This is a genomic window from Pseudomonas sp. Irchel 3E19 (assembly GCF_900187585.1).
GTDB classification, from domain to species: Bacteria; Pseudomonadota; Gammaproteobacteria; order Pseudomonadales; family Pseudomonadaceae; genus Aquipseudomonas; species Aquipseudomonas baetica.
This window is the reverse complement of record NZ_FYDT01000003.1, coordinates 162,253-179,991: the sequence shown is the minus strand read 5'-3', so window position 1 is coordinate 179,991 and position 17,739 is coordinate 162,253. Positions and strand designations below refer to the sequence as shown.

17 protein-coding genes are annotated in these 17,739 nt (G+C 58.9%); 15 read left to right on the top strand and 2 right to left on the bottom strand.

The genetic code is table 11. From position 1 onward, the window contains the following. Nucleotides 1-14: 14 nt before the first annotated feature. The 14 genes from CKW18_RS03290 to gspM all read left to right on the top strand — a co-directional run bounded on the left by CKW18_RS03290 (nt 15) and on the right by gspM (nt 14,818). On the top strand, nt 15-1,433 hold the full coding sequence (locus tag CKW18_RS03290) for an FAD-dependent oxidoreductase (RefSeq protein ID WP_095187443.1): 1,419 nt from the start codon (nt 15-17) through the stop codon (nt 1,431-1,433). Nucleotides 1,434-1,685: 252 nt separating this feature from the next. Next, complete coding sequence (hemE, locus tag CKW18_RS03285; protein WP_095187442.1) at nt 1,686-2,753, top strand: uroporphyrinogen decarboxylase; 1,068 nt, start codon at nt 1,686-1,688, stop codon at nt 2,751-2,753. A 969-nt stretch (nt 2,754-3,722) separates the two neighbouring features. Then, complete coding sequence (gene gbpA / locus CKW18_RS03280) at nt 3,723-5,186, top strand: N-acetylglucosamine-binding protein GbpA (protein WP_371857603.1); 1,464 nt, start codon at nt 3,723-3,725, stop codon at nt 5,184-5,186. Nucleotides 5,187-5,388: 202 nt separating this feature from the next. Next, nucleotides 5,389-5,919, top strand: a complete 531-nt coding sequence (locus CKW18_RS03275; RefSeq protein ID WP_095187440.1) for a type II secretion system protein N — start codon at nt 5,389-5,391, stop codon at nt 5,917-5,919. A 4-nt stretch (nt 5,920-5,923) separates the two neighbouring features. After that, entirely contained in the window at nt 5,924-7,849 is a 1,926-nt protein-coding gene (gene gspD / locus CKW18_RS03270) for a type II secretion system secretin GspD (RefSeq protein ID WP_371857602.1), read from the top strand. Next, nucleotides 7,846-9,327 (top strand): type II secretion system ATPase GspE, encoded by a 1,482-nt coding sequence (gene gspE / locus CKW18_RS03265; RefSeq protein WP_095187438.1) that lies wholly within the window; start codon nt 7,846-7,848, stop codon nt 9,325-9,327. Before gspD ends, gspE begins: the two co-directional genes overlap by 4 nt. A 2-nt stretch (nt 9,328-9,329) precedes the next feature. Then, nucleotides 9,330-10,541 (top strand): type II secretion system inner membrane protein GspF, encoded by a 1,212-nt coding sequence (gene gspF / locus CKW18_RS03260; RefSeq protein WP_095187437.1) that lies wholly within the window; start codon nt 9,330-9,332, stop codon nt 10,539-10,541. A gap of 3 nt (nt 10,542-10,544) precedes the next feature. Next, complete coding sequence (gspG, locus tag CKW18_RS03255; RefSeq protein WP_095187436.1) at nt 10,545-10,994, top strand: type II secretion system major pseudopilin GspG; 450 nt, start codon at nt 10,545-10,547, stop codon at nt 10,992-10,994. 2 nt (nt 10,995-10,996) lie between these two features. Then, on the top strand, nt 10,997-11,467 hold the full coding sequence (gene gspH, locus CKW18_RS03250; RefSeq protein WP_095187435.1) for a type II secretion system minor pseudopilin GspH: 471 nt from the start codon (nt 10,997-10,999) through the stop codon (nt 11,465-11,467). Next, nucleotides 11,457-11,822, top strand: a complete 366-nt coding sequence (gene gspI / locus CKW18_RS03245) for a type II secretion system minor pseudopilin GspI (RefSeq protein ID WP_095187434.1) — start codon at nt 11,457-11,459, stop codon at nt 11,820-11,822. The genes gspH and gspI overlap by 11 nt, the downstream gene beginning before the upstream one ends. After that, nucleotides 11,815-12,375: a type II secretion system minor pseudopilin GspJ gene (gene gspJ, locus CKW18_RS03240; protein ID WP_095187433.1), complete on the top strand. Its 561-nt coding sequence runs from the start codon at nt 11,815-11,817 to the stop codon at nt 12,373-12,375. Before gspI ends, gspJ begins: the two co-directional genes overlap by 8 nt. Next, the gene (locus CKW18_RS03235; RefSeq protein WP_095187432.1) at nt 12,372-13,241 is read left to right on the top strand and encodes a general secretion pathway protein GspK; all 870 of its coding nucleotides are present in this window, start codon (nt 12,372-12,374) and stop codon (nt 13,239-13,241) included. The genes gspJ and CKW18_RS03235 overlap by 4 nt, the downstream gene beginning before the upstream one ends. Beyond that, nucleotides 13,238-14,347, top strand: a complete 1,110-nt coding sequence (gene gspL, locus CKW18_RS03230; RefSeq protein WP_095187431.1) for a type II secretion system protein GspL — start codon at nt 13,238-13,240, stop codon at nt 14,345-14,347. The genes CKW18_RS03235 and gspL overlap by 4 nt, the downstream gene beginning before the upstream one ends. Next, nucleotides 14,348-14,818 carry a type II secretion system protein GspM gene (gspM, locus tag CKW18_RS03225; protein ID WP_095187430.1) on the top strand — a complete coding sequence of 157 codons (471 nt, stop codon included), beginning with the start codon at nt 14,348-14,350 and terminating at the stop codon, nt 14,816-14,818. A 3-nt stretch (nt 14,819-14,821) separates the two neighbouring features. Here gspM and CKW18_RS03220 read toward each other — a convergent pair whose 3' ends face one another. Further along, nucleotides 14,822-16,096, bottom strand: coding sequence for an MFS transporter (locus CKW18_RS03220; protein ID WP_095187429.1), 1,275 nt, complete (start codon nt 16,094-16,096; stop codon nt 14,822-14,824). 120 nt (nt 16,097-16,216) lie between these two features. On the opposite strand from CKW18_RS03220, the gene CKW18_RS03215 reads away from it, so the two are divergent. Continuing rightward, the gene (locus CKW18_RS03215; RefSeq protein ID WP_095187428.1) at nt 16,217-17,119 is read left to right on the top strand and encodes a LysR family transcriptional regulator; all 903 of its coding nucleotides are present in this window, start codon (nt 16,217-16,219) and stop codon (nt 17,117-17,119) included. Nucleotides 17,120-17,261: 142 nt separating this feature from the next. On the opposite strand, the gene CKW18_RS03210 is transcribed toward CKW18_RS03215, so the two are convergent. Beyond that, nucleotides 17,262-17,699: an excinuclease gene (locus tag CKW18_RS03210; RefSeq protein WP_095187427.1), complete on the bottom strand. Its 438-nt coding sequence runs from the start codon at nt 17,697-17,699 to the stop codon at nt 17,262-17,264. Nucleotides 17,700-17,739: the final 40 nt, after the last annotated feature.

Here is a 17,739-nt window from a genome sequence, read left to right as displayed (position 1 = left end):
ATGAGGTTTTAACAATGGCTGAACGTCTGAATAACGACTTCCAGTTCATCGATGTCGGGCGCAAAGATCCGAAGAAGAAACTGTTGCGTCAACGCAAGAAAGAGTTCGTCGAAATCTACGAACCGTTCAAACCCCAGCAGTCGGCCGATCAGGCCCACCGCTGTCTGGGTTGCGGCAACCCGTATTGCGAATGGAAGTGCCCGGTGCACAACTTCATTCCCAACTGGTTGAAGCTGGTGGCCGAAGGCAACATCCTTCAGGCCGCCGAGCTGTCACACCAGACTAACACCCTGCCGGAAGTCTGCGGCCGCGTGTGTCCGCAGGATCGTCTGTGCGAGGGTGCCTGCACCCTTAACGACGGTTTCGGCGCGGTGACCATCGGTTCGGTCGAGAAGTACATCACCGACACCGCGTTCGCCATGGGCTGGCGCCCGGACATGTCCAAGGTCAAACTGACCGGCAAACGTGTCGCGATCATCGGCGCAGGCCCGGCGGGTCTGGGTTGTGCCGACGTGCTGGTACGCGGTGGCGTGACTCCGGTGGTGTTCGACAAGAACCCGGAAATCGGTGGTTTGCTGACCTTCGGCATCCCCGAGTTCAAGCTGGAAAAGACCGTGCTGAGCAATCGTCGCGAAGTCTTCACCGGCATGGGTATCGAGTTCCGTCTGAATACCGAAGTCGGCAAAGACGTGACCATGGAACAACTGCTCGCCGAATACGATGCGGTGTTCATGGGCATGGGCACTTACACCTACATGAAGGGCGGTTTTGCCGGTGAAGATCTGCCGGGCGTGTATGACGCGCTGGACTTCCTGATCGCCAACGTCAATCGCAACCTGGGCTTTGAAAAGTCGCCGGAAGATTTCGTCGACATGAAAGGCAAGAAGGTCGTGGTGCTCGGCGGCGGCGACACGGCGATGGACTGCAACCGCACGTCGATCCGTCAGGGCGCCAAGTCGGTGACCTGCGCCTATCGTCGTGACGAAGCGAACATGCCCGGCTCGCGCAAAGAGGTGAAGAACGCCAAGGAAGAGGGCGTGAAATTCCTCTACAACCGCCAGCCGATCGCCATCGTTGGTGAAGACAAGGTCGAAGGCGTCAAAGTGGTCGAGACCCGTCTCGGCGAACCGGACGCCCGTGGCCGTCGCAGCCCTGAGCCGATCCCGGGCTCCGAAGAGATCATCCCGGCCGACGCCGTGGTTATCGCCTTCGGTTTCCGCCCGAGCCCGGCGCCGTGGTTCGAGCAGTTCGAGATCCAGACCGACAGCCAGGGCCGCGTCGTTGCGCCTGAGCAAGGTCAGTACAAGCACCAGACCAGCAATCCGAAAATCTTTGCCGGTGGCGACATGGTGCGCGGTTCCGACCTGGTGGTGACGGCGATCTTCGAAGGCCGCAACGCCGCCGAAGGGATTCTGGATTACCTGGGCGTCTAAACCCGGCTCCTGAGCCAAGCGCAATAAACTTGTGGGAGCGAGCCTGCTCGCGAAAGCGGTCTGTCAGCCAACTTAAATGTTGGATGTGCCGGCCTCTTCGCGAGCAGGCTCGCTCCCACAGTTGTTTTGCGTGCTGCAAAAATCTGCATTCCAACGCAATAAATTGACCCGATAGACAAAAGGCTGACCTGCATCCGTGCCTTTTGCCTCGCGCTCTGAGAAAATGCCCGCACTTTTTTTCCGGATGCCGACATGACTGCCCTGAAGAACGACCGTTTCCTCCGCGCCCTGCTCAAGCAACCCGTAGACGTCACCCCCGTGTGGATGATGCGTCAGGCCGGCCGCTACCTGCCGGAATACCGCGCCAGCCGTGCCCACGCCGGTGACTTCATGAGCCTGTGCATGAATCCGGAATTCGCGTGCGAAGTCACCATGCAACCGCTCGACCGCTATCCACAACTGGACGCGGCGATCCTGTTCTCCGACATCCTCACCATTCCCGATGCCATGGGCCAGGGCCTGTACTTCGAGACCGGTGAAGGTCCGCGCTTCAAGAAAGTCGTCAGCACCCTGGCCGACATCGAAGCCCTGCCGATCCCTGATCCGCACAAAGACCTCGGCTACGTGATGGACGCGGTCAGCACCATCCGCCGTGAACTCAACGGCCGTGTGCCGCTGATCGGCTTCTCCGGCAGCCCGTGGACGCTGGCCACTTACATGGTCGAAGGCGGCTCGTCGAAAGACTTCCGCAAGACCAAGGCGATGCTCTACGACAACCCGCAAGCCATGCACCTGCTGCTGGATAAACTCGCGCAGTCGGTGACTTCGTACCTCAACGGCCAGATCATGGCCGGTGCGCAAGCGGTGCAGATCTTCGACACCTGGGGCGGCAACCTGTCGGCGGCGGCGTACCAGGAGTTCTCCCTGGCCTACATGAAGAAAATCGTCAGCGGCCTGATCCGCGAGCACGACGGTCGCAAAGTGCCGGTGATCCTCTTCACCAAGAACGGCGGTCTGTGGCTGGAAAGCATCGCCCAAGCAGGCGCCGACGCACTGGGCCTGGACTGGACCTGCGACATCGGCAACGCCCGCGCTCGCGTTGGTGACAAGGTTGCCCTGCAAGGCAACATGGACCCGACCGTGCTCTACGCCAAGCCGGAAGCGATCCGCACCGAAGTCGGACGTATCCTGGCCAGCTACGGCAAGGGCAGTGGCCACGTGTTCAACCTCGGTCACGGCATCACGCCTGAGGTCGATCCGGAACACGCTGGTGCGTTCTTGCGTGCGGTGCATGAGCTGTCGGCGCAGTATCACGAGTAACTGACACAGTGGTTGTTGTTTGCCCTGCCCCGGAATCGGGCAGGGCAATTGATTCAATGTTCCTTCGTTGTCCTCCTCGCTTCCCTCTCTCTCCCTCTCTCTCAGTATTGATCGGGTGCGTATGCGTCCGGGACGTCTGACGTCTGCCGGTTTTCTCCTCATCTGCTGAATAAAAGCACGCCATTGACGCGAACAAAGTGCTTGCGTCGTGTGATGAATCTCTCAAAACATTAATGGCCATTAATATTATTAGTCGTAAGTTTTTAGTTGTTGGTCGGCACTATCTGGAATGTTTGTTTGAATAAGGAAGTTTGCAGTTTTCAGGTGGGTAGTGAAGTAACAGTTATCAGGTTTATAAAAATCCTATTGATTCGGTCGGTTATTTTTAGCACTTGAAATATTTAACAAAATATTTCGTAGCGTTATGGTCTTGCTGTGTATTGGTTGCGAAGTTCTTGCCTGATCGATATTTTTATCCAACATATCGACGGTTTTTCGCTACGTTTTGTCTCGCTAGATATCATTGGGCCACTATTGAGTGCACTGTTTTAGAGCGGTTTTTTTTCGCCTCTGTGCGCTGTGATTGCGATAACGTTAAAAATTTTTTCTTTGCACAAAGCAGTTGGCTATTTCGTAAAAAGTGCCAGAAACCCCTCTATTTCAGGCGTGCAGGTTTCTCGAGTAAGATTTTCGTCAAAGCAAAATCGCACCGACATCGATGACGGCATCACGCTTGGATATCTCTCGCAGAGTGACTGTGCATGCCGAGATAACAGTTGATGCCGTCAGCGAAGTCTCGATCGTTAGTTTGATTATGGAATATCAGAGGACCAGCCATGTCGCGGCAGCGGCTTGTTCTGGAGAAGGAACTCGTGCGGCAAAAAACCAACGTCGTAAGTGTGTTAATTGGAGAGCAAGATGACGAAAAACATTTCATCAGCGGGGATCCTCGCCGGGTGTGCATCCTCGTTGACCCTGCTGGCTTCACTGTTGGCTTCTCAGCAAGTGGCGGCGCATGGCTATATTACCGAGCCGCCTGAGCGAGCTTACTCTTGCCGATTGGGCGTCAATACAAATTGCGGTGGTGCTCAATATGAGCCACACAGTGTGGGTGAGGGGCCTAAAGGTTTCCCGTCTGCGGGGCCGGTCGATGGCAAGATTCCAAGTGCCGAAAACGGTTCGTTTTCCGAGATGGATATTCAAACGGCTACCCGCTGGCATTTGAATGAAATCAAGAACCGCAATGTCGAGTTTGCCTGGAACTACACCGCCGCCCATCGAACCACTCGTTGGGAATACTTCATCACCAAAACCGGCTGGAACCCGAATGAACCGCTCAAGCGTGCGTCGTTCGATACCACACCGTTTTGCGTGGTGGAGGCCAACGGCAGCTCGCCGATTGCCGGGCCGTCGGGCGGCGCTGGCCCAGGAAAAGAAAAGCACAAATGCACGATCCCGGCCGATCGCAGTGGGCATCACGTCATTCTCGGTATCTGGACTGTCGATGACACAAAGTCGGCTTTCCATAAAGTCATTGATGTGAACATCACTGCCGATGGCAATACGGAACCGGGACCGGGACCGGGACCGGGACCGGGACCAGGTCCTGTGGACAGTTGGAATGATGTCGGCAACATCGCCCCGAACAGAACCCTGGGCATCGGCGACAAGGTTAACGCCCGCGCATTCTTAGGCGGAGCTGAAAGCGCTGAATACAGTGTCGGGATCACGATCGATTCAACAGAAGAAGGCCTGCCGCAGAACTGGTCCTACAAACTGGCCGAAAAGGTCAACGCGACCCAGAAACTGATACGTGCCGGTGTACGTGACGCCGAAGGCAATATTGCCCCGGTCAAGGGCACGAATGGCTTGTACGCCAAGGTTGAAAGTGGTGTTACCAGCTATCAGCTGCAAACGGTAATAGTCAGCGATATCGACGCTTACATGCACGTCCACAACATGGCGAGTGAGTTTGTGCTGGACAAAGGTAAGGCGAAAGTCGACCTCACGGTCATGACCAACCGCGAACTGACCGTTGAGGCCACCGTGGTGGATGCCAACAACAAGCAAGTGGGCTATGCGAAACAACTGGTCAATGCCACCACTGCGCCGATCAGCGTTCAGGTAACCAGTTCGCCCGGTGCACACCAGGTATTGCTGGTTGGCAGCAGCAAGGATGGCCGGATCAATCTTCAAGACGCCAAGCGTTTTGAAATGACCGGTACAGCCGGCGGTGGCGATCACGCCTTTGAGTTCCCTGCCGGGATTGGCAGTTACAAGGCCGGTACCCAAGTGCTGCAGCCAAAAAACGGCAAGGTCTATGAGTGCAAGCCGTTCCCGTTCGAAGGCTGGTGCAAGTCTTACAGCCCCTCCGCCAATCAGTATGAGCCAGGTATTGGTTCCAACTGGCAGGACGCCTGGATTGCCAGGTAATCCCTAGCCGTTCGACGCCGGACAGCCGTCATGGCTGTTCGGCGTCGTCAGTGGGGATGCGAGGCATACCCTGGATGTGTGGATCGGAACGTGAAGACATGAACAGAAAACCCGTTTTCCCAAGGCAACCCGTGTCTGCGCAGGAGTTGCTCACCGACAGACTTCGATCGTTTGAGTTGAGCCGCCCTTGACGTTTTTATCGATGGCGCCCTCCAGAAAGATCTCGGTGTTTCTCGGCTCGACGTTGCTGCTGCCGCTGGTGTGTGGCGGTGTATTGCTGTGGAAGGAGCGCGCCTGGCGCGACACGCTTCCCGTTCTGGCGAACCTTGCGATCAAACCGTCTCCCTCAGTTGACGCACAGGCGCCGTTCAATCCGGGGGCGATTGCTTCGTTGCTGGGGCTGGTAGCGCAAGAGTCACTGGCCCGAAGCAGTGAGGCGTTAGTGCTCAAGGCCAGTTTTGTTTCCAGTACCGGTGACTCCCGAGCGCTGTTGGCCGGCACTGACGGTGAACGGACCTACCGGCTCGGCGACACCTTGCCGGGCGGCAGTGTGCTGCGCCGCATCGAGGTCGGCCAGGTGGTGTTCTGGCGCAATGGCCGCGAAGAAGTCTTGCCCATCGAAATGTCGGCCAAACGCTGGTTGCTGCCCATCGAAGGCAGTTCACCCGGCGTTGCTGGCGCAAGCGCCAACCTTTATCTCCAACCCACGCCCTACAGTGGCCAAAGTGATTGATCGCATGACTATGCTCTTCCGGTTTTCTGCACGCCGCGTCTTGCGGTTTCTGGCGTTCGCACCGTTGTTGGTTCAAGGCGTTGTAATGGCGGAAGCGCCGCAATGGCAGTTGTCCATGAAGGATGCGGAGTTGCGCGATGTCGTGCAGGAGATGTCTTCGATACTCGGCTCCACGGTGATTCTTGATCCGCGTGTTCAGGGCCGAATCACCGTGCTTTCCAAACAGCCGCTGGACCGTGAGGGTGTTCGGCGTCTGTTCTTCTCCGTGCTCGATGCCCACGGTTTCGCCGCTGTTGATCAGGGTGATCGCTTGCTGATCATTCCGGCGGGCGAAGCCAAGGCGCGCGCTGGAAGCGAAAACGGCCACACGGCGTCGAGCACCGAGTTCGTCACTCAAGTCATCGAGTTGAACGCCAGTGTTGCCGCCGATCTCGCCGGGTTGATTCGTCCGTTGGTGTCCACCAATGGCTATATCGGACCCTCCGCTTCGGCCAACGCATTGATCGTTACCGACAGCGCCGGCAACGTTCGCCGCATCAGCGAGATAGTGCGGCAACTGGATTCCGGTGCCAAAAATGCACACGCCGTTGTTGAGTTGCGCTATGGCCTGGCCGTTGAGATTGCCAAAGTCATGGAGCAGTCGATCGGCAAACAGAACCTGGAGTCCGGCAGCCAGGTTATCGCTGATGGCCGCAGCAATCGTCTGGTGATTCTGGGCACACAGGTCGCCCGGCAGCGGTTGATCGATATGGCACGGGCGCTCGATACACCCGCCAACGCCCGCGCTGACAACTCCAGGGTCATACGTCTGCGCCACAGTGACGCCAAGCAGTTGGCCGAGGTGCTTGATTCCATGAGTCAGGGAATGAAAGCGGCCGGTGGTTCGGGCATTGGCAAAGATAATTCGCCGGCCTCCCCTGTGGTGGTCAAGGCCGATGAGAGCCAGAACGCGCTGGTAGTCATTGCCGAGCCGGCGCAGGTGCGCACCATCGAGAATATTGTCCGTCAACTCGACCAGCCACGCGCTCAGGTGCTGATTCATGCCGCGATCGTCGAAATCTCCGGCGACATCAATGAAGCGCTCGGCGTGCAATGGGGCGTGAATGGCGGTGACGTCAAGGGCGGCATTACCTTTCCGGGCGCTGGAAGCACGATTGCCGGGCTCTTGGGTTCGGGAGCCAACGTCAAGTTGCCGGAAGGCGCTGCACTGAAAATCGGCGGTGATCGTTTCGGCGTTCTGGTGACCGCGTTGGCTAGCAATGCCCGTAACAATTTGTTGTCGACGCCGAGCCTGCTGACGCTGGACAACCAGCAGGCAGAAATTCTGGTGGGGCAGAACGTGCCGTTCAAGACGGGCTCCTACACCACCTCCAGCAGCGGCTCGGATAATCCCTTTACCACGGTCGAGCGCAAGGACGTCGGCATCAGCCTGAAGATCAAGCCACACATCAACGAGGGCTCGACACTCAGGCTGGAAGTCGAGCAGGAAAACTCCGAAATCGCGCCTGCGGTCAGCGGCCTCACCAGCGAAGACCTGATCACCAACAAGCGCTCGCTCAAGAGCACCATTCTGGCTGATGACGGCGAGATCATCGTGATTGGCGGCTTGATCAAGGACAGCGTGCGGACGGTGGAAAGCAGTGTGCCGTTCCTCGGCCGCATTCCGCTGATCGGCGGGCTGTTCCGCTCAAGCAAAGACACCGTGACCAAGACCAATCTCATGGTGTTCCTGCGCCCGACCATCGTCCGCAGCAGAGAGAACCTCACCGAGATCACCGAGGATCGTTACAACGACCTGCGTCACTTGAGCAAACCGGGCGCGCGGCAGAACAACTCATTGTTGTTGCCACGAGACCCACAACAATTGTTCGAAGGCTCCAACGACAATCAACTGATTGATCTGCGCAAAGACAAGGTGCGAGCACCATGAGTGCGGTGCCGAAGTCCCCTGCTAGATTGCCATTCGGCTTTGCCCGTCGTTTCGGGGTGTTGCTCGAAGGCGAGGGGGACGATTTGCGCGTACTGTTTCGCGATGACACCCCGTTGACTGCGCTGGCCGAAGTGCGCCGTTTGAGTCCCCGGGATCTGCCCTGGCAGCGGCTCGACGAACAGACGTTCGCCCTGCGTCTGGCGCAGTGTTATCGCGCCGGAAAAAGCGCCGCCGAGCAAGTCGCACAGGGGCTGGACGATGAACTGGATCTGGTCAGTCTGGCGGATCAGGTACCGCAGACTGCCGACTTGCTGGAGCAGGAGGGCGATGCACCGATCATTCGTCTGATCAACGCGTTGCTCAGCGAAGCCGTCCGCGAAAAGGCCTCTGACGTGCACCTGGAAACGTTCGAACAGTACCTGTCGGTGCGCATGCGGGTCGACGGTCAATTGCGTGAAGTGCTACGGCCCAAGCGTGAGCTGGCGAATCTTCTGGTGTCACGAATCAAGGTCATGGCCAGGCTGGATATCGCCGAGAAGCGTATTCCTCAGGACGGTCGTATCGCCTTGCGTCTGGCTGGCCACGAGGTTGACGTGCGGGTGTCGACCCTGCCTTCGGCCCATGGCGAGCGAGTGGTTTTGCGTTTGCTCGACAAGCAGGCCGGTCGCCTCGACCTGCAGCGTCTGGGCATGCCGGCCGAGACGCTGGTGCGGTTTCAACAAATGCTTGGCAAACCCCACGGGATCTTTCTGGTCACAGGTCCGACGGGCTCGGGCAAGACCACTAGCCTGTATGCCGCGCTGACCCATCTAAATGATCAGACACGCAATATCCTGACCGTCGAGGATCCGATCGAATATCACCTGCCGGGCATTGGCCAGACCCCGGTCAACCCCAAGGTCGATATGACGTTCGCCCGGGGTTTGCGGGCGATCCTGCGTCAGGATCCGGACGTGGTGATGGTGGGCGAAATTCGTGACCGCGAAACCGCGGAAATTGCTGTGCAGGCTTCCTTGACCGGTCACCTGGTGCTGTCGACCTTGCACACCAACAGCGCGGTGGGTGCAGTGACCCGGTTGCTGGACATGGAAGTCGACGCGTACTTGTTGGCGTCTTCGCTGGTCGGTGTGCTGGCCCAGCGTCTATTGCGTACGCTGTGCTCCGAATGCAAATCACCCTATGTGGCGGATGCGGCCCAGAGCCTGCGGCTCGGCTTGGCGGTCGATGCGGCGCCAAGCCTTTATCGGGCCGTGGGTTGTGAGCATTGCCAGCAGGGGTATCGCGGACGGATCGGCATTTATGAACTGATCAGCGTCAATCCGGCGTTCTCGGCATTGATTCATCGCGGGGCCAGCGAGCCGGAGCTTCAGCGTGAAGCACGCAACAGCTCCCCGAGCCTGTTTCAGGATGGGCTGCGGCGGGTACTTGATGGCTCGACCAGCCTCGATGAACTGTTGCGCGTGACCCAGGAGGACTGAGCATGCCGGCATTCGATTATCAGGCGCAGGATCGCAACGGTCGCAGGATCAGAGGCTCGCAAGAGGCGGAAAGTCCCAGGCAGGCGCGTCAGTTATTGCGTGATCGCGGCCTGATGACCACCCACTTGAGGGAGGCCCGACGGGTAAAAAATCCGGCCGGTCGGTTCACCAGTAACGCGCGCTTGAGTGCCAGCGAACTGGCCCTGGTCACACGTCAGCTATCGACGCTGATTCAGGCCTCGTTACCACTGGAAGAAGCCTTGCAAGCGGTAGCCTCGCAGAGTGAAAAACGACGTGTCAGCAGCCTGCTGCTATCGGTGCGCAGTCGTGTCCTTGAAGGTTACACACTGGCGTCGGCACTGGGCGGATTTCCCAAAGTGTTCCCCGAACTGTATCGCGCCACGGTCGCTGCGGGTGAGCGCTCCGGTCATCTGGAGCAGGTACTGGAGCAGTTGGCCGACTACACCGAGGCCCGTCAGCTTTCGCGCCAGCGCATTCAGCTGGCGCTGGTTTATCCACTGATTCTGATGTGCGCATCGTTGGCCATTGTCGGTTTGTTGCTGGCCTACGTGGTGCCCGACGTGGTGAAGATTTTTATCGACAGTGGCCAGCCATTACCCATGCTGACTCGCGGACTCATCGCTCTCAGCGATGGCTTGCGCGGTTATGGCCTGTGGCTGTTTTTGCTGATCTTCACTTTGGTCGCGGGTGTACGAGCGGCGTTACGTCAGCCCGCCATGCGCTTGCGCTGGCATGCATTGCTGCTGCGCATGCCGCTGCTTGGCGGGGTGTTGCGCGCGACTGAAGCGGCACGGTTCGCCAGTACCTTGGCGATTCTCGGCAAGAGCGCCGTGCCGCTGGTGGATGCTCTGGAAATAGCCGCCGCGGTGATTGCCAACCAGACCGTCCGCGCCCGCATGAGCGATGTCGCCCGCTCTGTGCGTGAGGGCGGCACGCTGGCTCGTGCCCTGGAACGCAGCGGTGATATCCCGCCGATGATGCTGCACATGATCGCCAGTGGCGAGCGCGCCGGTGAACTGGACAGCATGTTGGCGCGAGCCGCCGAGCAACAGGAAAAAACCCTGGCAGCGCGCATCGCACTGGCGGTGAGCCTGTTTGAACCTTTCATGCTGGTGGTGATGGGCGGCGTGGTGTTGCTGATCGTCCTGGCCATCCTGATGCCGATTCTGAGTCTTAATCAACTGGTGAGCTGAACCATGAAACCCTTTGTACATAGCGGCGCACGTACCCAACGCGGCTTTACCCTGATCGAAATCATGGTGGTCGTGGTGATCATCGGCATTCTCGGCGCGATCGTCGTCCCGCAGTTCATGAGCCGACCTGATCAGGCCAAGGTCACTGCTGCCAGAACCGATATTCAGGCGATCGCCACGGCGCTGGAAATGTATCGCCTCGACAATCACAACTATCCCTCGACTCAACAAGGACTCGAAGCGCTCAGCAAACGCCCGACAGGTACACCGACGGCGAAAAACTGGAACCCGCAGGGTTACCTGAAGAAACTCCCGGTCGACCCGTGGGGTACGCCTTATCAGTACCTGGGGCAGGGCGTTAAAGGGCCGGGTTATGACCTCTATTCCTTCGGTTCGGATGGCGTCGAAGGTGGGGAAGGGCACGCGGCTGAAATCGGCAATTGGGACAACTGAGGATGAAGCGCAACGCCCGTGGTTTCACGTTGCTGGAGATGCTCGTGGTGATTGTGGTGATCAGCGTGGTGATCGGAATGATCACCCTGGTGGCCGGCGAGAGCCCGGCACGTCAGGCGCGGCAGCAAGCCCTGGCCGTTGCCCAGTTACTGAACACCTCACGGGAAAGCGCGGTGCTGGAAGAGCGTGAATACGGCGTGCGTCTGGAGCGTGAGAGTTATCAGTTGTTGCGTTTCGAGCGTTCGACCTGGCAGCCCGTCGGCGCGCCAAGTCATTTGCCTGCGGGATTGTTCATGACGCTTGAGCAGGAAGGTCGACCGCTGACCTTGAGCGACTCGTCGGCGCAACCACAGATTTTGCTGCTCAGCAGTGACGAACTCAGCCCCTTTGTCTTGAGTTTTTCCAGCAAGAGTCAACGTTGGTTGAGTCTTTCCAGTGATGGTTTGAGTGAGCCGGTCATCGATGAAAACTGAGCGCGGATTTACCTTGCTGGAGGTGATGATCGCCCTTGCGATCTTCGCAACCCTGGCCGCCGCCGCCCTGTCGGCCAGTCAGTATGTATTGCAGCAGGGTGCCGGTCTGGAGGAGCGATTGTTTGCCTCATGGCTGGCGGATAACCAGTTGAACGAACTGAGCCTGCAACGCAATCTGCCATTGGGCAGTCAACGATTCGTTGTCGCCTTCGCCCAGCGAGAGTGGGTGCTCAGCCAAGTCATTCGAGCGGCAGAAGACTCGCGTCTGCTTGCGGTCGAAATCAGCGTGCGCCGTGGCGACAGTGACGACATCGTGAACCACAGCCAGCGCTGGTTGCAGGCGCGAGATGAATAGACAGTCGGGTTTCACCTTGATCGAGTTGCTGATCGCCATGGCCATTTTCGTTGTGTTGGGGATGGCGTGCTGGCGATTGTTCGACGGTGTTGCCAGCGCCGAGCGCAGCAGTGTCGACCATCAACTGGCTCTGCGCAGCTTGATGCGCGCCGTAGCGGTGATTGAGCGCGATGTGCTGCAGGTGGTGGAGTCGCACCCGGGGCGCACGATGCTGCTTGATGGCGGTTTGCTGAATTTTCAACGGGGTAACTGGCGCAACCCGCTGGATCAGCTGCGCAGTGAGTTACAGGAAGTCAGTTACACCTTCGAAGGTGAAACGCTGTGGCGTTACAGTCGCGCTGTTGGCCAGGCCGAGGCGCAACGGCAGAAGTTGCTCGAAGGCGTGACGCAGGTGCGTTGGCGGTTGTTTGATGAAAAAAGCGCCTGGCGCAGTGAGTGGCCCGTTGACGCAAAAATGCCGATGGCGCCGCCCCAGGCTGTGGAACTGCAGTTTTCCTCGCCGCGCTTCGGCCAGATCCGCCGCGTGTTCATTTTGCCGCAGGCTGTGCGATGAAGAGCCGTCAGCAGGGCGTTGCATTGATCACGGTGCTGCTGGTGATGAGCCTGGCGCTGTTGCTGGTCGGGAGTTTACTGCGCAGCCATCGCCTCGCCGTGCAAAGCAGTGCGCAGCAACTTCATCAATTGCAGTTGCGTCAGTTGGGGCTGAGCGGTGAAACCCTGGCTCGGCAATATCTGCAGAACCCACAATGGCGAGCGTCAAAAACGATTCAGCTGGGGCAAGAGTGGGGCCAGCGCCGTAGCGCATTCGACATCGACGGCGGGCGGGTGCACATCCACATCGAAGACCTCGCCGGGCGTTTCAATATCAATCAGTTGCTCAAGGCCGGTCAGGTCGACCAGATCACGCTCGGGCGCTGGTCGCGGCTGTTGCAGGCGCTGAACCTGAATGCCCCGGATTTGAGCGCTTTGCGCCCGCCCGATGGCCCGGGGCTGCTGTCCGATGTTTCCGGATTACGGTTGCTGCCCGGCGTCGATGCGCATTGGCTGGCGCGCATCAAACCGTGGATTGCCGTGCTCCCCAAGGAGGCCACGCTAAACGTCAACACCGCCTCGGCAACGGTCCTCGCGACCCTTGAAGGAATGACCATCGACAGCGCCCAAGCGTTAGTGGCGCAACGTCCTGATGAAGGTTACTCCAGTGTGCAGAGCTTCACTCAGGCGCCTGCCATTGAGGGCTTGGGTGTGCTCAGCCATGGGTTGGGCCTGAACAGCCGCTGGTTTCGCGTCACGGTGGATGCTGAGTTGGGCCAGCGCCGTCTGCGCCTGATCAGCCAATTTGAACGTGATTTGAGTAATGGCCGGCTACGACTGCAACAACGAAGTTTCGTGGCCTCGACTGAAAGTGAAACTGCCCAATGAAAACCTGGCTTTACCTGACCGCCGAAGGCTTGCCTAAGGCCTCACCCGATTGGCCATGCTGTTTCTGGCGTGACGACGAGGCGCCGAATCTCATGCCGTTGGCCAACGCCGCGACCGTGTTGGCCGGTGCCAGCGTCATGCTGATACTGCCAATGGAGGTTTGTAGTTGGTGGCTCACCGACGCGTGGCCTAACCGACGACGGCCTTCCGTACAGGCGCTGACGTATGCGATTGAGGACCAATTGGCGCAGGAACTGGACAGCGTTCATGTGGCGGTCGGGCGCTCAGACGCTACGCGACGTTATCCGCTGTTGGTAATCGACCGGCAGTGGCTGGAAACGTTGTTGGTCCTGCTGAAGTCCTTGGGTATCGAGCCGGCAAGCTGTTACGTCGATGCCGATCTGCTGCCCGACGATCAGCCTTGTGGCGCCTGGTGGTTCGGGCGCTGGATCGTCGGAGGGACTCAGCAAGCGAGGCTGGCGCTGACCGATCAAGGACGTGAAACCTTAAAGGAAAACCCGGCATCCCCCGTGCATTGGCTGAACACACCGGGCTCTGCGCTGACAGCGCTCAGCACTGTGCTGGCCAGACAATCCCGGCACGCCATAGACCTGCGTCAGGGCGAATATGCTCAGTCGCAGCGACGCTTGCCCTGGTCGCTTGTGGGGGGGGCGGTGGGTCTGACGTTCCTGATGCTGTGGGGGTTCACTCAGGCACGTAGCCATTTTCTTGAACAACAAGCCGGGCTTCTTTACGCCGACAGCGTGGAGCGGTTCAGAGCCATCTATCCCCAGGAAACCCGCATTGTTGACCTGGCTGCGCAATTGCGTGCCTTGCAAACGCAGGGTGATACGAATCAGCAAACCCGCCTGGCGCGTTTGCACAGCCTTGCCGAACAGGTAATCGGTGGCAGCAGCGTCGAGGTACAACGCATCGAGTATCGCGCCGGCGAGGGTTGGAAAGTGCAACTCACAGCCAACAGTTTTGCCGAACTTGAGCAGTTGCGCGAGCGCGGCAGACAGAGCGGCATGCCAATCAAGCTCGGCAGTGCCAGCAAAGACCAGAACCGCGTGCGGGCAATATTGACGCTGGAGGAGTCGTCCTGAATGAAGTCTTACCTGAAGTTACCGCCAGTCTTGCAGGAAAAATGGCAGCAACTGCCGCGCAGGGATCAGAAAATGCTGGTCTGGCTGGGCATTTTCCTGATCGCCGTGCTGATGTTCAGTGGGCTCTGGCAACCGGCACAACAGCGTCTGGCTGCCGCTGAACGACTTTATCAACAACGGTTGGCGCTGGCGCTGCAAGTGCAGCGCGCACTGCCGTCGCAGCAGCGCCCGCTGGTGTCCGCGCCGCTCTCCACCCGGCTCAGTGACAGCGCATTGGCGCAGGGGCTGGACCTGGAACAGTTCGAGGCCGATGACAATGTCCTGCGCATCACCTTGCGGGGCAATGCGCAGACATTACTGAAATGGCTGGAGGGCGTCGAACGCGACGGTGCTCAATTCGAATCCCTGAGCCTGGATAAAAAAGATCAGTTACTGGAAGCGCAACTGGTGGTTCGTGCCGAGCCATCCTGACGGTCAGGGTGGCGCGCTACCCAGTGTTGGCAATTTCGCCAGCTTCAACGCCACCAACAGCGCAATCAGCAACAGCGCGCCGATAAACAGGCCAATACCGTTCCATCCCCCCAAGTGCCAGAACACCCCACCCGCCGTGCCGGCAATGCTCGACCCTGCGTAATAACTGAACAGATACAACGACGACGCCTGCCCCTTGGCCTTCAACGCCCGTCGTCCGATCCAGCTACTCGCCACCGAGTGCGCGCCAAAGAAGCCGAAGGTGAAGATCAGCATGCCGATGATCACCAGCGGCAATGGTGTGAGCATCGTCAGCGCGAGGCCGACGAACATCAGCGCAATCGTCGCCCACAACACTTTGCGTCGCCCCAGTTTGTCCGCCAGTGAACCGATCTTCGCCGAGCTGTAGATGCCCGACAGGTACACCACCGAGAGCAAACCGACGAACAGCTGATCAAGGTTGTACGGTGCGGCCAGCAAGCGATAGCCGATGTAGTTGAACAGCGTCACGAACGCGCCCATCAGCACGAACGCTTCAAGAAACAGCAGCGGCAAACCGGCATCGCGAAAGTGCATGGTGAAACCGTCGAGCAGGCTACGCGGGTGCAGTGAGCGCGAGCGGAAGTTGCGTGATTCCGGCAGAATCTTCCAGAACACCGCCGCCGCAATCATTGCCAGACCGCCGATCACCAGCATTGCCGTGTGCCAGCTGACGAAGTCGATCAGCACCCCGGTGATCAACCGTCCGCTCATCCCGCCAATCGCGTTACCACCGATGTACAGACCCATCGCCAGACCGATGTGTTGCGGGTGAATCTCTTCGCTCAAGTAAGTCATCGCCACCGCCGCCAGACCGCTCAGCGACAAACCGATGAGCGCGCGCATGATCAATACACCTTCCCAGCTCGGCATCATCGAACTGGCGATGGTGCACAGCGCCGCTGCGAACAACGCGGTGACCATCACCGGTTTACGCCCGACCCGATCGGAAATCGGCCCGGTAATGAGCAGGCCGATGGCGAGCATGCCGGTGGCCACTGACAGAATCAGGCTGCTCTGCGCCGCGTTGATCCCGTACTCGTGGGACAGCAGCGGCATCATCGGTTGCACGCAATACAGCAGGGCAAACGTCGCAAACCCACCGCTGAACAGCGCCAGCACCGTGCGCATGAACATCGGTGTGCCTTTTTCGATGTAGAGCTCTTGCAGCTCGGCGACGACATCGTCGGCCGCAGCAGGTGGTACTTCATGGGCAAGAGGGGCGGCGGCGGTTTTCACATCAGACCTCGGGAGAGCACGGCCAGGCAGGCAATGGAAAAAAGCATATAGCTGGCTAATGTTTCTATCCAATATATTGTTCGACCTGTTTGATAGCTTTAACGACCTAATGGAGTTTTCATGGAATTGCGTCACCTGCGCTACTTCATCGCCGTTGCCGAAGAACTGCATTTCGGCCGGGCCGCACAGGTGCTGGGGATTTCTCAGCCGCCATTGAGCCAGCAGATTCAGTCGCTGGAGCAAGAGGTCGGCGCACGGCTGTTCGAGCGCACCAATCGTCGGGTCGAGCTGAGCGAGGCCGGCAGATTGTTTCTCGAGGAGGCGCGCTTGGTACTGGCGCAGGTCGACAAAGCGGCGGATGTCGCCCGTCGTGCGCAACTCGGCGAACTCGGGGAACTGAAGATCGGCTTCACCTCTTCTGCGCCGTTCAACTCGACGATTCCGCAGGCGATCTTTTCCTTTCGTCAGCGTTTCCCGGCGGTGCACCTGAACCTGCGGGAAATGAGCAGTACACAGGTCGCGGAGGCGCTGGTGGACGAGTCGATCGAAGTCGGCATCATGCGTCCGCTGGGCCTGCCCGATTCCTTGAGCGTGGTGGAATTGATGCGCGAGCCTTTGGTGGCTGTGCTCAGCGCCAAGCATCCGTTGGCCCAGGGCAGCGAGGAGGGCCTGTTTCTTTCGGCGCTGGCGCTGGAGCCGTTCGTGTTCTTTCCGCGCAGCTATGGCAGCGGTCTTTACGCACAACTGCTCAGCCTGGCGCGTGACGCAGGCTTCAGTCCGCACTTTGCCCAAGAGGCGGGGGAGGCGATGACCATCATTGGTCTGGTGGCAGCGGGGTTGGGCGTCTCTGTCTTGCCAGCCTCTTATCAGCGGATGCGCATCGACGGCGTGGTGTATCGGCCGCTGCTGGATCCTGAAGCGATTTCGGCGGTGTGGCTGGTGCAGCGCAAGGATCAGAAATCACCGATGGCCAAGGCGTTCGTCGAACTGCTCACGCGCAAGGTCGACCCTTTGATTGTGTAATGGCTGCTGGTCTCTTCGCGAGCAAGCCCGCTCCCACAGGGGATTTGTGTCATGCGTACAGTATGTGTTCACTGAAGATCAATTGTGGGAGCGGGCTTGCTTGCGAAGAGGCCGGCCGCTACGCCAAAAAATTCCAGAATGCCTAAGGCAACCGCACCAAATCCCCCTTCAATGCCACCCGCGTGACAAAAATCCCCGCCCGGCACTCATAGGTATTCAAATCCTTGCGCACATGCCGGTCGTAATAGCTGACGATATTGACCACCGCATTCGCCCCGACCCGCTTGGCCTCGGCCTGCAACTTGATCAGATTCGACTGCAACACCCACTCGCAGGAATTGTGGTCGCTCTTGTTGAAACCGTTGGTCTTCAGATCACTGATCACATCGCGGCGTAATAACTGCTGTGTGCCCTGCGGGCCATTGCCGACCAAATAGAACTTCACGCTGCCATCCAGCCGCCCGGCGCGAATCGCATCCGACAGCACGGTTTCGAAGGGCATGTACATCAGATTGGTGGCGTGGCTGGCGCTGGGCAGCAGGCTGAAGAGCGTGGCGGCGATCAGGGCTTTCACTTGCATGGTCATCTCCTTGACGGTGAAAGAGAAGCGCGAGTGCAGG

What these genes read in the sequence shown, in the direction of transcription:
- CKW18_RS03290 (WP_095187443.1), top strand. Translation starts at nt 15, where the DNA reads ATGGCTGAACGTCTGAATAACGACTTCCAGTTCATCGATGTCGGGCGC.
- hemE (WP_095187442.1), top strand. Translation starts at nt 1,686, where the DNA reads ATGACTGCCCTGAAGAACGACCGTTTCCTCCGCGCCCTGCTCAAGCAA.
- CKW18_RS03275 (WP_095187440.1), top strand. Translation starts at nt 5,389, where the DNA reads ATGGCGCCCTCCAGAAAGATCTCGGTGTTTCTCGGCTCGACGTTGCTG.
- gspD (WP_371857602.1), top strand. Translation starts at nt 5,924, where the DNA reads ATGACTATGCTCTTCCGGTTTTCTGCACGCCGCGTCTTGCGGTTTCTG.
- gspE (WP_095187438.1), top strand. Translation starts at nt 7,846, where the DNA reads ATGAGTGCGGTGCCGAAGTCCCCTGCTAGATTGCCATTCGGCTTTGCC.
- gspF (WP_095187437.1), top strand. Translation starts at nt 9,330, where the DNA reads ATGCCGGCATTCGATTATCAGGCGCAGGATCGCAACGGTCGCAGGATC.
- gspG (WP_095187436.1), top strand. Translation starts at nt 10,545, where the DNA reads ATGAAACCCTTTGTACATAGCGGCGCACGTACCCAACGCGGCTTTACC.
- gspH (WP_095187435.1), top strand. Translation starts at nt 10,997, where the DNA reads ATGAAGCGCAACGCCCGTGGTTTCACGTTGCTGGAGATGCTCGTGGTG.
- gspI (WP_095187434.1), top strand. Translation starts at nt 11,457, where the DNA reads ATGAAAACTGAGCGCGGATTTACCTTGCTGGAGGTGATGATCGCCCTT.
- gspJ (WP_095187433.1), top strand. Translation starts at nt 11,815, where the DNA reads ATGAATAGACAGTCGGGTTTCACCTTGATCGAGTTGCTGATCGCCATG.
- CKW18_RS03235 (WP_095187432.1), top strand. Translation starts at nt 12,372, where the DNA reads ATGAAGAGCCGTCAGCAGGGCGTTGCATTGATCACGGTGCTGCTGGTG.
- gspL (WP_095187431.1), top strand. Translation starts at nt 13,238, where the DNA reads ATGAAAACCTGGCTTTACCTGACCGCCGAAGGCTTGCCTAAGGCCTCA.
- gspM (WP_095187430.1), top strand. Translation starts at nt 14,348, where the DNA reads ATGAAGTCTTACCTGAAGTTACCGCCAGTCTTGCAGGAAAAATGGCAG.
- CKW18_RS03215 (WP_095187428.1), top strand. Translation starts at nt 16,217, where the DNA reads ATGGAATTGCGTCACCTGCGCTACTTCATCGCCGTTGCCGAAGAACTG.
- CKW18_RS03210 (WP_095187427.1), bottom strand. Translation starts at nt 17,699, where the DNA reads ATGCAAGTGAAAGCCCTGATCGCCGCCACGCTCTTCAGCCTGCTGCCC.